At 65.9% G+C, this 14,787-nt stretch carries 13 protein-coding genes; 5 read left to right on the top strand and 8 right to left on the bottom strand.

Features of this window, described 5'->3' with window-relative positions:
• The first annotated feature begins 34 nt into the window (after positions 1 to 34).
• Complete coding sequence (locus tag L0U80_RS21700; protein ID WP_308444879.1) at positions 35 to 433, top strand: GFA family protein; 399 nt, start codon at positions 35 to 37, stop codon at positions 431 to 433.
• Positions 434 to 478: 45 nt separating this feature from the next.
• Here L0U80_RS21700 and L0U80_RS21695 read toward each other — a convergent pair whose 3' ends face one another.
• Positions 479 to 1,921, bottom strand: a complete 1,443-nt coding sequence (locus L0U80_RS21695; protein WP_233871513.1) for an NAD-dependent succinate-semialdehyde dehydrogenase — start codon at positions 1,919 to 1,921, stop codon at positions 479 to 481.
• 333 nt (positions 1,922 to 2,254) lie between these two features.
• On the opposite strand from L0U80_RS21695, the gene L0U80_RS21690 reads away from it, so the two are divergent.
• On the top strand, positions 2,255 to 2,725 hold the full coding sequence (locus L0U80_RS21690; protein WP_233869829.1) for an RbsD/FucU family protein: 471 nt from the start codon (positions 2,255 to 2,257) through the stop codon (positions 2,723 to 2,725).
• Between the two features lie 163 nt (positions 2,726 to 2,888).
• Entirely contained in the window at positions 2,889 to 3,131 is a 243-nt protein-coding gene (locus tag L0U80_RS21685; protein ID WP_233871511.1) for a hypothetical protein, read from the top strand.
• A gap of 41 nt (positions 3,132 to 3,172) precedes the next feature.
• Here the strand turns inward: L0U80_RS21685 and L0U80_RS21680 are convergent, their stop codons facing one another.
• The 6 genes from L0U80_RS21680 to L0U80_RS21655 all read right to left on the bottom strand — a co-directional run bounded on the left by L0U80_RS21680 (position 3,173) and on the right by L0U80_RS21655 (position 11,414).
• Positions 3,173 to 4,225, bottom strand: coding sequence for an alcohol dehydrogenase (locus L0U80_RS21680; protein WP_233871509.1), 1,053 nt, complete (start codon positions 4,223 to 4,225; stop codon positions 3,173 to 3,175).
• A gap of 424 nt (positions 4,226 to 4,649) precedes the next feature.
• Positions 4,650 to 5,180 carry a DUF2894 domain-containing protein gene (locus tag L0U80_RS21675; protein ID WP_267954858.1) on the bottom strand — a complete coding sequence of 177 codons (531 nt, stop codon included), beginning with the start codon at positions 5,178 to 5,180 and terminating at the stop codon, positions 4,650 to 4,652.
• Positions 5,181 to 5,229: 49 nt separating this feature from the next.
• Positions 5,230 to 5,877: an OmpA family protein gene (locus L0U80_RS21670; protein ID WP_233869823.1), complete on the bottom strand. Its 648-nt coding sequence runs from the start codon at positions 5,875 to 5,877 to the stop codon at positions 5,230 to 5,232.
• Positions 5,874 to 8,441, bottom strand: a complete 2,568-nt coding sequence (locus L0U80_RS21665; protein WP_233869820.1) for a DUF802 domain-containing protein — start codon at positions 8,439 to 8,441, stop codon at positions 5,874 to 5,876. Before L0U80_RS21665 ends, L0U80_RS21670 begins: the two co-directional genes overlap by 4 nt.
• A 10-nt stretch (positions 8,442 to 8,451) precedes the next feature.
• A complete protein-coding gene (locus L0U80_RS21660) occupies positions 8,452 to 9,186 on the bottom strand; it encodes a DUF3348 domain-containing protein (protein WP_233869817.1) in 735 nt (244 codons plus the stop codon).
• A gap of 227 nt (positions 9,187 to 9,413) precedes the next feature.
• Positions 9,414 to 11,414 carry an acetoacetate--CoA ligase gene (locus tag L0U80_RS21655; RefSeq protein WP_233871508.1) on the bottom strand — a complete coding sequence of 667 codons (2,001 nt, stop codon included), beginning with the start codon at positions 11,412 to 11,414 and terminating at the stop codon, positions 9,414 to 9,416.
• 167 nt (positions 11,415 to 11,581) lie between these two features.
• Between L0U80_RS21655 and L0U80_RS21650 the strand changes: the two genes are divergently transcribed.
• Both L0U80_RS21650 and L0U80_RS21645 read left to right on the top strand, forming a co-directional pair.
• Positions 11,582 to 11,764, top strand: coding sequence for a hypothetical protein (locus L0U80_RS21650; protein WP_233871584.1), 183 nt, complete (start codon positions 11,582 to 11,584; stop codon positions 11,762 to 11,764).
• A gap of 129 nt (positions 11,765 to 11,893) precedes the next feature.
• Positions 11,894 to 13,219 carry an ATP-grasp domain-containing protein gene (locus L0U80_RS21645; RefSeq protein WP_233869813.1) on the top strand — a complete coding sequence of 442 codons (1,326 nt, stop codon included), beginning with the start codon at positions 11,894 to 11,896 and terminating at the stop codon, positions 13,217 to 13,219.
• Between the two features lie 34 nt (positions 13,220 to 13,253).
• On the opposite strand, the gene zwf is transcribed toward L0U80_RS21645, so the two are convergent.
• Complete coding sequence (gene zwf, locus L0U80_RS21640) at positions 13,254 to 14,729, bottom strand: glucose-6-phosphate dehydrogenase (protein WP_233869810.1); 1,476 nt, start codon at positions 14,727 to 14,729, stop codon at positions 13,254 to 13,256.
• Positions 14,730 to 14,787: the final 58 nt, after the last annotated feature.

The raw sequence follows: 14,787 nt of genomic DNA, 5'->3' as shown, positions 1-14,787 counted from the left end.
CTGATTTGCAATACGTCTGCAAACGGAGGAAGTAATGATGACTGGCGGCTGTCAATGCGGAAGGATTCGCTACGAGATCGCTGGCGAGCCTGTGGACTGCACGGCGTGTCACTGCAACGATTGCCGGCGCGCGTCGGGGGCGCCGTTTACGGCGTGGCTGAGCGTGCGCTTAGCCGCTTTTCGCGTCGTCACGGGAACACCGCGCATCTACGAATCGAGTCCGCGAGTCGAGCGTGCCTTTTGCACGGATTGCGGCACGCCGCTGACTTATCGGCACGCTATGTTTGCGGATGAAATCGATGTCGCGACGGGCAGTCTCGATCGCCCCGGTGACGCGCCGCCTGCGCATCATACGTGGACGTCCCAGAAGCTCGCGTGGGTGCAGATCGCGGACGGGCTACCTCAACATCCGCGCGCGTGGCCAGAGTTATGACGGGTCGTGCCACTGCGTGCATATGCACGCAGTGGCACATCGAGATCAACGATGTTCGGTGACGAACTTCGTGACCAGGTACGCATCCATCGCTTCGCTGCCGCCTTCGGAGCCGTAACCCGAGTCCTTCACACCACCGAATGGCGTTTCAGGCAGTGCGAGGCCGTGGTGGTTGATCGACAGCATCCCCGATTCAATGTCCCCGGACAGCGCTGCGGAAGTCGCGCCCGAACGCGTATACGCATACGCGGCGAGACCCCACGGCAGCCGGTTGGCTTCCGTCACTGCGTCATCGTAGGTCGAGAAACGCGAGACCGGCGCGAGCGGGCCGAACGGCTCTTCGTTCATGATGCGGGCCGAAAGCGGCACGTCGGTCAAAACGGTCGGCGCGAAGAAATAGCCTTCGCGGCCGATGCGTTCGCCGCCAGTCAGGATTTTCGCCCCGTGCTCGCGCGCATCGGCGACGAGGCGCTCCATCGCCGCGAGCCGGCGGTCGTTGGCGAGCGGGCCCATTTGCACGCCTTCGTCGAATCCGTTGCCGACCTTGACGGTGCGCAGGGTGGCGACGAAATGCTCGACGAACTCGTCGTACACGGCGTCCTGCACCATGAAGCGGGTGGGCGAGATGCAGACCTGTCCCGCGTTGCGGATCTTCGCCAGCGCGAGGAGCTTCGCTGCGCGCGGCACGTCGGCGTCCGCGAATACCATCGCGGGCCCGTGTCCGCCCAGCTCCATCGTGACGCGCTTCATATGTTCGCCGGCCTTCGCGGCGAGCAGCTTGCCCACCGGCGTTGAGCCCGTGAACGAGATCTTGCGGATCGCCGGATGCGCGATTAGATACGACGACACTTCAGCAGGCACGCCGAACACAAGATTCAGGACGCCGGCGGGCACGCCTGCGTCGATGAACACCTGCACGAGCGCCGCGCAGCTCGCAGGCGTTTCTTCCGGTCCTTTCAGCACGACGGTACAGCCCGACGCCAGCGCCGCCGACACCTTGCGCACCGCCTGATTCAGCGGGAAATTCCACGGCGTGAATGCCGCGACCGGACCGACGGGCTCGCGCGTGACGATCTGGCGGACCGCGTCGGCGCGCGACGGAATCACGCGGCCATAGGTACGGCGGCCTTCTTCGGCGAACCAGTCGATGATGTCGGCGCCCGCGAGCGTTTCGACTTTCGCTTCGGCGAGCGGCTTGCCTTGTTCGCGCGTCATGACTGCGGCGACGTCGTCGGCACGTTCGCGCAGCAATTGCGCTGCTTGGCGCATGAGCTTGCTTCGCTCGAGCGGCGAAACCTTGCGCCATTCGCGGAACGCGCGCGCGGCGGATTCAGCGGCATCGGAGAGATCCGCCTCGCCGGCGAGGCTCAGCCGGCCGATTTCCGCTTCGGTGGCGGGGTCGACCACGGCAATCGTGCGCGCGCCAGCGCGCCACGCGCCGTCGACATAGATCTGGGTATCCGGATAGGGTTTCACGCTGGACGTCATGATGGGGCGGTCCTCTTCAACGGTGGAGTGAGGCGGGCGCACGCGGATAGCTGCGCGTGCAAGCTTCGCCGGAAACGGCAGACCGGTCATTTTGCCATCGGTTGGCGTGTGCTGCTGGCGTCGCTGTCGGCGGGGGCGTCGCGCGTGGACGGTGTGCGCCGCTGCATGTTCGTTCGCGGCGCGGCGAAGTCATGCCGCTCCCGGGAGGCAAGCCGGCGCGCCAGCTTGTGACGCGAACGCGGTGCGCGGTACGATGCGTGCGAGACGCACACGCTGCGTTGCTGATCAAATCCGCGGTCAAAACCCGCGATCAAACTCGATGGAGGCGACGCCGTGCTGAAGAATCTGGATCCGCTGCTCAACGCCGATGTGTTGCACGCGCTGGCTTCGATGGGGCACGGCGACGAAGTCGTGATCTGCGACGCGAATTTTCCCGCCGATGCGCTCGCACGCGAAAGCGTGCTCGGCCGGTTGCTGCGGCTTGACGGCGTGGACTCGCCGCGCGCCGTGCGCGCGGTGCTCTCGGTGTTGCCGCTGGACAGTTTCGTCGATCATCCGGCGCTGCGCATGGAAGTGGTGGGCGATCCGCATGCGTTGCCCGCAGTGCAGCAGGAGGCGCAACGCGAAGTCAATGCGGGCGAGGGGCGCGAGGTGCCGTTCGCGTCGCTCGAGCGCTTCGCTTTCTACGAGCGTGCGCGGCGCGCGTACTGCGTGATTGCCACCGGCGAGCAGCGCGGCTATGGCTGCTTCGTTTTCAAGAAGGGCGTGCTGCTGGCGGCGGACGAGCCACGTCAACCGGCGTAGCGGCTACGTCTGTCCGACCTCGCGCAGACGCAGTCGCGATGGCGTGGGTCGTCCGGTTGCTGTCTCCGTGGGCATGCGAAACCCGTGAGGGCGCATTGCGCGGGGGAGTAAAATGTGCGCGATTGAAGGCCCGGATCAAGACGCTTTTGCCAACACCCAGAAGATGAACCCCGCACCGAAGAACGAACCTACGCAAGGGCCCAAGCAAGGACCCAAGCGCAAGCAGCCGCCCAAGTGGTTGCTGAATACCCTCACCGCGCTGGTGGGAGTGGCTACGCTCGGCGCGGGCGTCGGCTGGCTGGTCTACAGCTGGATCGTCGATCTGGAGATCCCGTACTTCGCGATTCCGTTAGTGCTCTGCGTGCCCGTGATCGTCGCGGTGGCGTTTCGCAACTTCTGGGACTAGGGTTCCGTTCAACTTTCGCGCTTTCGTGGTTCAGCACCCACTCACGGCACGAGCACTTGCCGTCCGACGACGCGGCCTTCGTGCAACGCCGTTAGCGCATCATTGACCTCGTCGAGCGGTCGGCTCGACACCGGCACAGGACGGATCTTGCCGTCGCGCATCAGCGAGACGAGCTCGCGCAACTCTGCCAGCGTCCCCACGTAGTTCCCTTCGATCCGCAGCGGCCGCATCGGGATGGTCGGCAATGGCAGCGTGATGTCGCCGCCCATCAGCCCCACGATCACGATGTGCCCGCCACGCGCGCACGCGTCGAGCGCGAGCGTCACGGTGGGCGTCGCACCCACGAGATCGAGCACGGCGCGCGCGCCGCCGCCCACGGCATCGGCAATCTGTTTTGCGGCGTCGCTCGCGCGGGCGTCGATCGCGGCGAGCGCGCCTTCCTTCAAGGCGGCCTCGCGTTTTCCCGCGTCGATATCGACGACGATCGCGCCACGGCCACCAAGGGCCTTGAGCACTTCGATGGCCATGAGCCCGAGGCCGCCCGCGCCGATCACGACCACCGGCGTTTCATGAATGCGCTCGCCAAACTTCTTGATGGCCGAATACGTGGTGATGCCCGCACAGGCGAGCGGGGCGGCTTTCACGGGATCGAGACCGCCCAGATCCACGAGGTAGCGCGGGTGCGGCACGATCACATAGTCGGCAAAACCGCCCGCGCGCATGATGCCGAGCGATTGCGGTTTCAAGCAGATGTTTTCTTCGCCACGCAGACAGGCCGCACACGCGCCGCAACCGATCCACGGATACGCGACGGCGACCATGCCGGTTTGCACGGGACCCGCATCGGGGCCGGCGCTGACGACTTCACCGCATATTTCATGGCTGGGCGTGAGCGGCAGCTTGATCCCACGATCGGCGAGCGAGAGTTTCTTGCCGCCGCCCATATCGTAAAAGCCTTCCCAGATATGCAGATCCGAATGGCACAGGCCCGCCGCCTTCACGCGCAGCAACACTTCCGTGCCCTGCGGTTGAGGGATGTCCTGGTGCATCAGTTCGAGCGGCTGGCCGTGATGGGTCACGCAAAAACAACGCATCTGCATCGATGTCTCCGTGATTGAGGGGACGACGGGTAAGCGATGAGGATCCGCTCGCATCATAACGGATACCCGGCCCTGAATTCGCGCGTTCAGTCTTGAGCCAGGGGAAATCCCGCATGTGCGCCATGTGGCGTGTTGGTGTCCTCACGTCAGTTCGAGTTCGTCGATGAAACTCGTCGTGTTTCCGCGCGATGCTGCGCTGCCGCAGTACGCGGCCGTTTCAGGCGGTGAGTCGTGAGAGGGCGCGCCGTGCGGCACGCTGACGGCACGGCTGCTCAAGGAGTGGGCAGCAGCGCTCGCGCTGGCAATCCTGGTCATGGACGAATGGCGGTGCCGGCAACATGCGCTGTGGCGCGCTCCGCAGAGCGATGCGAAGGCGCTTGGGTGACCGCTGCTTTTGCCGATCGAAGTGCCCGCGGCGTTAGCGTGACTTGCTGCGCGTGCTTTTCCTGCCGCTGGCGGTGCGCGGTGTTTCCTTGCTCGCGGGCGCCTCGCTGCCGCCGAGTTGTTCCAGCCAGGACAGCGTATCCACGTAGGAAAGAAAGTGCTGCAGGTAGCCGGGCGAAAGTTCGCGCATCAGCGAAAGTGATCGGTGCACGAGGCTGTTCGAATTGAGCGGACCGGCGTTTTGCGGAACCTGTCCGAGTGACTGGCGCAAATGGTTCTCGGTGCGCAGACTTGCCCAGATCTTGCGGAAGTAGTCGAGCATCTCAGGCGCCGACGGCCGTGCGTGGCCGGCCACCGAATCAGCCAGTTCGCCCAGCGGACCGGGAGCGGGTTTGCGCTCCGCCATGTCCTCGGTGGGCGCACGGAGGACAGGTCGAACCGCGTGCTGCGCATTTAGTTCGGATAACCTGGCATCCAGCAACGCTCGCGCTTTTCCGCCGTGATCCGCGCTGCGGCGCTCCAGCGCCTCGACGAAGCGCAAACGCATGGGGTTGGTCTGTTTCATTTCGCACGCTCGCGACGCGCTGGCTTGAGCCTCATCCGCCGTCGCTTCGTCACTCACTGCGCTCTCCGCCAGAAGCCGTCGATCGCGGGACCGGCGCGATCTCCACGCGCCGGTTCTTCGCGCGTCCGTTAGCGTCGGCGTTCGAACTCACCGGCTGCTGGGAGCCGAATGCGGCCGCGAACACCGACGACGACGGCACGCCCTGGTCGATGAATGCGCGCGTCACCGTCAACGCGCGCTGTGCCGACAGCTCCCAGTTATCCGCGAATTGATGGTTGCCTGAGCGCACCTGCTTGTCGTCCGCGAAGCCGCTCACCATCAGGATCTCGTCGTGGGCTTTCAGGTAGGCCGCGAGCGGTTCGGCGAGGCTCTTGAGCAGGTCGCGGCCTTCGGGTTGCAGCTGATCGGAGTTTTGCGCGAACAGCACGCTTCCGCTGATGCCGATGCGTCCATTGACCAGCGTGACGCGTCCCGATGCGAGCGGTCCCGCCAGCGCGTCTTCGAGCGTCTTGCGCCGCTGCGATTCCAGTTGACGCTGCTTGACCGCATCGTCCAGCTTCGTCGAGAGTTCGAGTTGCACGCCGATCACAGCCACGAGTATCAGCACGAACGCGCCCAGAAGCACCGACATCAGGTCGCTGAAGGCGGCCCAGATTGGCGTCGTCGGCTCTACGCCGCCGTCGATATCCTCGCTCATTCGGCGTCGGCTCCCGCTGCGGCGCGCACGTCGGCGCGCCGATCCGCAAGCTGTTGCAGGTCTTCCATGATCTGCCGTTGCGACAGCATGCTCAGGTCGATCACTTCGCGCGCCTGCGCGACGTAGTAGGCAAGTTGCTCGTCGCTGCGTGTGAGCGACTTGTCGAGTGCGCCTTCGATACGCTCCAGATGCGCGACGAGCTTGTCGTTCGATTCGCCGAATGCCTGTACGGCGGCGCCGAACGCGTCGCCGAGGCTCGCGACTTCAATGGCGCCGCTCGTGACCTGCGCGGCAATACCGTCGAGTTGGCTTACTTCGGATTCCACACGATCGGTGAATCGTTTGCCGACGCGTTCGAGCAGGTCCGCCGACGTGCCGACGAGCGCATCGATCGCGCCGCGCTGTTGCGTGGACGCGTGATTCACGGCGTCGAGCAGGGTTTCGAGTGTGGTGAGCAGGCGGCTGCGTTCTTCGAGCATCGCGTTGTCGCGCGCCATGCTGTCTGAGAGCTTCTGTCGTAGTTCGGCGACAACCTCAGCGGCGGCGCGCGGCGCTTCCGATGCCGCCTGTACGAGCCGCCCGATCTCGTCGATCGTGTCGCGCGCCTGGGCCTGCGTCTGCGCCGTGATTGCGTTTGCGGTGCGCTCCAGCGTGTCGCAGATCGCCTGTTGCCGGTCGGCCGTTTGCGCGGCTGCGCCGTCCAGGTGCTCGCGAAGCGTCGCGCTCATCGAAGCGACGCTCTCGATCGTATCGCGTGCTTGGGCTTGCGTCTGCGCCGTGATGGCGCTCGCGGTGCGTTCCAGCGTGTCGCAAATTGCCTGCTGCCGTTCGGCGGTTTGCGCGGCTGCGCCGTCCCAGTGCTCGCGCAGCGTCGCGCTCATCGAGGCGACGCTCTCGATCGTGTCGCGCGCCTGGGCCTGCGTCTGCGCCGTGATGGCGCTCGCGGTGCGTTCCAGCGTGTCGCAGATCGCCTGCTGCCGGTCGGCAGTTTGCGCGGCTGCACCGTCCCAGTGTTCGCGCAGCGTCGCGCTCATCGAGGCGACACTCTCGATCGTGTCGCGCGCCTGAGCCTGCGTCTGCGCCGTGACGGTGCTCGCGGTGCGTTCCAGCGTGTCGCAGATTGCCTGTTGCCGGTCGACGGTTTGCGCGGCTGCGCCGTCCCAGTGCTCGCGCAGCGTCGCGCTCATCGAGGCAACGCTCTCGCGCCATGCGGCGAGCCGCGCCTCGTCGCCGGACGCGAGGCTCGATTGCAGCTTCGTGTGCGATTCGTCCACGGTGTGCAGCAACGCCGCCGCGCGTTGCTCGAACGTCGCAGCAACCGCGGAGAGCGCCTGCTCATGGTTTGCAGCGAGTTTTTCGCTGGTGCTCGACTGCAACGCCAACGCCTCGCTCCATTTTTCCGACACCGTACCCGCCGCGTTGTCGAGACGCGCGGCCACACCGTCGAGCAGACCCGCCGAACGTTGCTCGAAGGTTTCGGCGTAGCGATCCAGCGATGTGCGCAGATCGGCGGCGAGCGCATCGTTCGACCGGCGGTGATCCGCGAGCGCGTCGTGCCAGAGCGTCGATACGGCGGCGGTCGTCGTTTCGAGGCCGCCAGAGAGTCCGGCAAGCTGGCGCTCGACCGCTTGCGTCACGACGCTGTGCAGCGCGGCCGTTTCGGCTTTGAGGCTTGCCATCGTGGTCTCCACGACGGGCTGGATTGCGGCGCTCGCGGCTCTAGCGCCGTCGGCGGCGCTTTCCTTGAGCGAGCGCGCGACAAAGCCGGCGAGTTCCGCATAAGTCGCCTCGGTCTTGCCGAGGAACTGCTGCTGCATGGCGATCTGACGTTCGTTCAGGGCGAGGCTCTGTTGCTCGATGGCTTGCATCATCGCCTGAAGGCGATCGACGAGAACGGGCATCGCCTCGGCCTGCCGCTGCATCAGCTTGAAGCTCGCGTCGCGCTGATGCGCATGCGAGAACACACGCAGGGTCGTCGCGATCTTTGTGTCGAGCGGCTCCGCAGCCTCGCTGCGTTGGCGGCGGGCAAGCGCCGACATCAGGCCGAGCATGGCCGACGTCGCCACGCCCGCGATGGATGTGCCGAAGGCGAAGCCAAGGCCCTTGACCGGCGCGGCGAGCGACGCGCGGATCGCAAGCGGGTCCGTCGCGCTCTGAAGCGCCGCGCCCGTGCCCTTGAGCGTGGCGACCATGCCGAGTAGCGTGCCGAGCATCCCGAGCAGGACGAGCAGGCCGACCAGATACGGCGTTAGCGCGGGGCCGGGCAAGGCGACGCGTTCACCCATCACGCGCAGGCGCACCGCCCCGCGCAGTCCGGGATGAAGCCGGTCGAGCCAGGCGTCGAGCGTCGCGGGCGGTTCGGAGAGCGACGCCACGGCTTGCTGGAGCGTAGCGGTCGCTTGCGAATAGCGCCGCAGTTCGAGCGCGCCCGCGACATAGCAGGCGCCGATCAGTAACGTGACGGCAAGCGCCAGCGGATTCGAGCCGAGATAGCCGAAGGCGATCCAGCAAACGGCGGCCAGGCCGGCCAGAAAAACTACGAGGTCGAAACGGAATCGGGACATAACGTCTTGGTTAGCGGGCGCGAAGGGCTGCGAGCAGTCCTTCCACCGGTTGAAACCGAACTTCGAGTTCGGCGAGCAACACGCTCTGCATTTCCTTGCGGAACCCGTCGAGCCACGCGCCGGGCGTGGACGCTGCGGATTCCCCGTCGGCCTGCGCGGCGGCCAGTGCCTCATCCGCTGCGCGCAGGCGCTCGAAGCGCGCACCGAGCAACGCGGGCACCGAAGCCAGCAGACTCCGCTCACGCGCGCCGAGCGAACGCTCCATGATCGCGTCCACTGCGGCGAGGCGGGCGAGCGTTGGCGTTTTGGCGGCCAGCATCACGCGCAGACGGGCGCGCAACTGGCCGATATCTGTTTCCATCGCCTGCTGGAGGGACAGATAGCGCTGGCGATATTCCGCGTAGTCGGCGCGCTCGTCCGCCGGGGCGGCCGGGGGCGCTCCACGGGCGTCGCGCCGGGTCGGGGCGGGCGCAAGCTCGCGGGTGATCGTCCGCGTCAAGGCGCTGCGTACGCTCGCGCAGAGGGTCGCGTCATCGCGTCCGAACGCGCGTGCGCCAGCCGCGACACCCGGCGGCTCGCCGTTCAGCGCCGCGGACAGCGCGATGGCATCGGTCCAGCCGAGCCACTGGCTCAGGCGGTCCGGGAGCGATTGCGACGATTCGGCAACACTGGTGTCGGCCAGTTGCGCGAGCAGGCGCGCGAGCGCCGGTGCGTTCAGCGCGGTACGCTGGGGGGCTTGCACCATGCTACGAAAGGAAAAAAGGCAGCAGTTTACACGCTGGCGCGTTTTCGACCTAAAGAGCGTCGATTGCGGCGGGCGGACGTCGACTCAGTTGACCCGGCCGATGCGCCTCGCACACGCGTTGTAGAGCGGGATGTCCGTCGTCGGGAAGGGCGATGCGGGGCACGTGTACCGCCGCCGCCCGCCGCCCGCCGCCCGCCGCGCGACAGAGGCGGGCGGGCTTGAGCGCTTCAGCATTTTGCCCGACGCTCGTCCATCGTTCGCGCGAACGCGTCGAACCAGGCCAGTGTTTCCGGGTTGGCCATCGTTCCCGGATTGGCGACTTTATCGAGTGGCTGGCCGAACAGCAGCTTCTTGACCGGCAGTTCCATCTTCTTGCCCGAAAGAGTGCGCGGCACGCCCTCCACCTGAAATATCTCGTCGGGTACGTGGCGCGCGGAAAGTGCGACCTTGATTCGCTCGCGGATCGTTGTCGCCAATTCGGGTGTCAGCACATGATCAGGCCGCAGCACGATGAAGAGCGGCATGTACGATTCGCGGCCCAGGTATTCGAGGTCGACCACGAGACTGTCCAGCACCTCCGGCAGGTCCTCCACCGCGCGATACAACTCGCTCGTCCCCATGCGGATGCCGTGGCGATTGATGGTCGCGTCGGATCGGCCGTAGATGATCGCGCCGCCGTGCGCCGTGATGCGCAGCCAGTCGCCGTGGCGCCACACGCCGGGCCAGACGTCGAAATAGCTGTTGCGATAGCGCGTGTCGTTGGTGTCGTTCCAGAAGCGCAGTGGCATCGACGGCATCGGCGCCGTGCAGACCAGTTCGCCGACTTCGTCGATCACCGGCTTGCCCGCGTCGTCGAACGCTTCGACGCGCGCGCCGAGGCAGCGGCACTGCATTTCGCCGAGCCAGACCGGCAGCGTCGGCACGCCCGCCAGGAAGCATCCGGCGAAATCGGTACCGCCCGCTATCGTGTCGATCCACACGTCGCCGACATGATCGAGGATCCATCGGTAGGCTTCGGGCGGCAGCGGCGAGCCGGTCGAGCCGACCGCGCGCAAATGCGACAGTCCGGATACGTGGCGCGGTTCGACACCCGCCTTCAGGCACGATTGAAAGAACGCAGCGCCCGCGCCGAAGAAATCGACGCGCGCATCGCCGATGAAACGCCAGAGCGCGCCGAGGTCGGGGTAGCCCGGACTGCCGTCGTAGAGGCAGAGCGTCGCGCCGACGAGCAGGCCGCCCACCTGGAGGTTCCACATGATCCAGCCGGTGCTCGAATACCAGTTGTAGCGATCACCGGGGCGCAGATCGAGATGCAACGCCGCGATCTTCACGTGCTCCAGCACGATGCCGCCATGCGAGTGAACGATGGGCTTGGGCAGCCCGGTCGTGCCCGACGAATACACGATCCACAAAGGGTGATCGAAGGGGAGCGAGACGGGTTCGAGCCGCGCATTGCCCGCGATGGCGTCGGCCCAGGCGACGGTGTGCCTCGAATCGGTGGTGTATTCGCTGGCATTCGCGTTCGTATCGAGATTCGGCACGAGCACGACGTGGCGCACGCTCGGCAGTTCGTCGAGTAGCTCGCGCAGCAGTGTGCGGCGGTCGTATGACTTGCCCGCGTATTCGTAGCCATCGACGGCGATCATCACCATGGGCTCGATCTGGCGGAAGCGGTCGAGCACTGCGAGTCGGCCCATGTCGGGCGCACAGACCGACCAGATCGCACCGACGCTCGCGGTCGCGAGGAACGCGACCACGGTTTGCGGGATGTTGGGCATGAACGCCACGACGCGGTCGCCGCGCTGCACGCCCATGCCACGCAGCGTGGCGGCGAGGGCGGCCACCTGGCGCTCCAGTTCGGCCCAGCTCATCTCGCCGTCCCGGCCGGCCTCGTTGCGATGAACGATGGCTGGCCACGCGGGCGTGGCGTGGCGGAACACCTGTGCGACGTAGTTCAACTGCACGCCGGGAAACCAGCGTGCGCCGGGCATGGCGGCATCGGCGAGCGCCTTGCCGCGAGGCGTGTCCGATGCGATGCCGGCCCAGTCCCAGATCGCCGACCAGAAAGCGTCGATATCGTCGACCGACCAGCGCCAGAGCGCGTCGTAGTCGTTGAACGAAAGATCGCGCTCGTTCGCGAGCCACTGCGTGAATTCGATGACGCGCGCGCGTGCGACGGTCTCGGGCGAGGGCGTCCACGCGGGCTGTGAATGGGCGTCGTTGGGCATATTCACGTTATTGGTTTCTCCAGCAAGGCGGTGAGCGGCGATCAGGTACCGTCCCGTGACAGGGCGGATTTGCCGCGTTTTTTCCAGGTGGGCCATTTGGTACCATTTTTCGTACCCCCCACACCACCCGGTTAAACGCCGACTCGCTGCGCTCGCGGCTGCGCGTGATGGTGAACCGGGGAGATAATGACGCGTTACAGATACGGGGTTTCATCATGCGGCGCATCGGCGCTTTTTGCCTTTCCACCTGGCTTGCGGCAGCCATCCTGTTCCTTGGCCGGCATTCGGTGCCCATGATCGCGGTGAGCGGCGTGGTGGCGTTTGCGGGTCTGGACATTTTTCGTCCCTGATTTCGGCGGACCATTCCGGCACGTTCAAGCGCAGCGCGATGGCGAGCTGGCGGACTTTGCGTAGGTCCTGCGCGGGCCGTTAGACTTCACGCTTCGCCCACTGCCGGCCCGCACGACGCGGGCATGCCGATGACCGACGCTCTGCTTTCCGCCTTAACCGATACACCTTCCCAGCATCGCGACGAGGCGCAACGCGCGCGTGCCATCGGCGACGAACTTGACGCGCTCGCGCATCTGATCGCCGCCGAAGCACTCGACGCGCACTCGACAGGCACCGCATCGGACGGGGCGTCCCGCATCGCCATGGTGGCGACGGGCTACTTCATGAAGGGCGATCACGCGAGCGCCCAGCGCTGGTACGAACTCGCGCTCAATCTGGACGCAGCGCAGGCCGCTGCCTGGCAGAATCTCGCGGCGATTCACGCGACGGCGGGCCGCTACGACATCGCCGATCGTTGCCGCGACCGCGCGTACGCGTTGCAGCGCGTCTACGTGGAATCGTCGGGCGAGCCGGTGCGCCGGGTGTTGCTGTTGTGCGCGGGGCGCTCTGCCGGTAACGTGCCGTTCGATCTGCTCGTGCCGACACCGCACAACGCGCGTATCAAATACGCCATCGACTACGCCCAACCGCACGAAGACGCGCTGCTGCCGCCCTTCGATCTCGCATTCAACGTCATCGGAGACGCCGATATCGCTTCGCCACTGCAGGCGCGCGTCGAGCGATTCACGCTTGCTGAATCGCGCCCGGTGCTTAACGTGCCCGAACGTGTGGCGGCCACGCGTCGTGATCGGCTGCCTGCGTTGCTTTGCGGTTTAACTGACGTGCAGACTGCGCCCTGCATCCGTATCGAAGCCGCAGACGCACACGCGCAAGCGCGCATCGACTCCGCCGGTCTGAAACTGCCACTGCTCGTGCGCCCTGTCGCGACGCATGGGGGAGAAGGGCTGGTTCGTTGCGACACGCCCGTCGAACTCGAAGCAGCGCTCGCCGGGCAATCCGGCCCGTTCTACGTAAGCGCTTTTCGCGACACGCGCGACGCCGACGGCTCATACCGCAAGTACCGCGTGGTCTTCGTCGATCGCGAGCCGTATCCCTACCATCTAGCGATTTCACCGAACTGGATGGTCCACTACTTCTCCGCGGGCATGGAAGGCGTGCACTGGAAGCTCGACGAAGAAGCGCGCTTTCTCGCCGATCCCGCTGCGGCACTCGGCGAGCGTGCCGCGAAGGCGATCGCCGCCATTGGGCAGCGGCTCGATCTCGATTATGCAGGTGTGGATTTCACGCTGTTGCCGGACGGCAGCGTGTTCGTGTTCGAAGCGAACGCGACGATGCTCGTGCATCGCGAGCGCGCCGGCGGCGAACTCGCGCACAAGAACGATTACGTGCAGCGCATCGCCGACGCATTCGAAGCGATGATGCACGCGCGCGTGAGTGCCCCGAGCGGGGCGTGACGCGCGCGATGCGGTTGAGGTCGATGCAGCCCGATCAGGCTTCCTCGGCCCACGACATCCCTTCGCGCGCCAGCAGCGCGGACGAAGCGGCCGGTCCAAACGTGCCTGCCGTGTAGGTGCGCGGCCGGTCGCCGAGCTGTTCCCAGCCGTTGAGAATCGGCTCGACCCATGTCCACGCCGCTTCGAGTTCGTCGCGGCGCATGAAGTGCGTGAGACGGCCGCGGATCACGTCGATCAGAAGACGCTCGTAGGCTTCCGCGCGGCGCTCGGGGATAGCCTGCTGCAGATCGAGGTTCAGGTTCACCGGCACCATGTTCATACCGCTGCCGGGCTCCTTGGCCAGCATCTGCAACTGGATCGATTCCTCGGGCTGAAGCTGGATCACGAGGCGGTTGCCGTAGTTGCGCGGACCGCTCGGGAAGATCGAGAACGGCAGATCGGCGAATTCGATCACGATCTCCGACTGACGCGTTTGCATGCGCTTGCCCGTGCGCAGGAAGAACGGCACGTTGGCCCAGCGCCAGTTGTTGATGTGTGCGCGCAGCGCGACGAAGGTCTCGGCACGGCTGCCGGGCGGCACGTTGTCCTCTTCGAGGTAGCCCTTCACCGGCCCGCCGTCCACGGCGCCTGCTCCGTACTGGCCGCGCACGGTGTCGCGTGCGATGTCGGCGAGCGACATCGGGCGCAGCGAGCGCAGTACCTTGAGCTTTTCGTCGCGCACGGCATCCGGGTCGAGCGAGACGGGCGGCTCCATCGCGACGATGCACAGCAATTGCAGCAGGTGGTTCTGCACCATGTCGCGAAGCGCGCCGGTGTGATCGTAGAAGCCCGCGCGGCTGCCCACGCCCACGGTCTCAGCGACCGTGATCTGCACGCTGCGAATGTACGGCGCCTGCCACAACGGCCCGAAGATCGGATTGCCGAAGCGCAGCACCATGAGGTTCTGCACCGTCTCCTTGCCGAGATAGTGGTCGATACGGTAGATCTGCGACTCCGCGAAATGGCGGCCGACCGACTCGTTGATCTCCTTCGCCGACGCGAGGTCATGGCCGAGCGGTTTTTCGAGTACGACGCGCGAACGTTTATCCAGCAGATTCGCAGACTCGAGGTTGTCGCAGATCGTCGTGAAGAGCTCGGGCGACGTCGAGAGATAGAACACGCGCAGCGCGTCCTTTCGGGAAGCTTCCAGCAGGCGGGCGTAGTCGCGGCCATTGTTCACGTCGATGACCACATACTGGAACAAGGCCAGAAAGCGCTCCCATGCCTCCTTGTCGAAAGCCTTGGCTTCGACGAAGGGGCGCGACTGTTCCTCCATGAACGCGCGGTATTGCTCGATCGTCCAGTCCTTGCGGCCCACGGCGATGATGTGCGTCTCCGGGGGCAGGTTGCCGTGCAGATGCGCCATATAGAGCGCGGGCAACAGTTTGCGCGCGGCCAGATCGCCTCCGCCGCCGAAGATGATCATGTCGACGCTTTCGTCGGGCGTAGCTTGGACAGGCTGATTCGTCATGGCAGGTCGAATTTTGCGCCTGGTGGTACCTGGTGATGCCAGGTAGTACCCGGAAGCG

It is taken from the genome of Paraburkholderia adhaesiva (assembly GCF_021390575.1).
GTDB lineage: Bacteria > Pseudomonadota > Gammaproteobacteria > Burkholderiales > Burkholderiaceae > Paraburkholderia > Paraburkholderia adhaesiva.
This window is presented reverse-complemented; position numbering and strand designations above follow the sequence as displayed.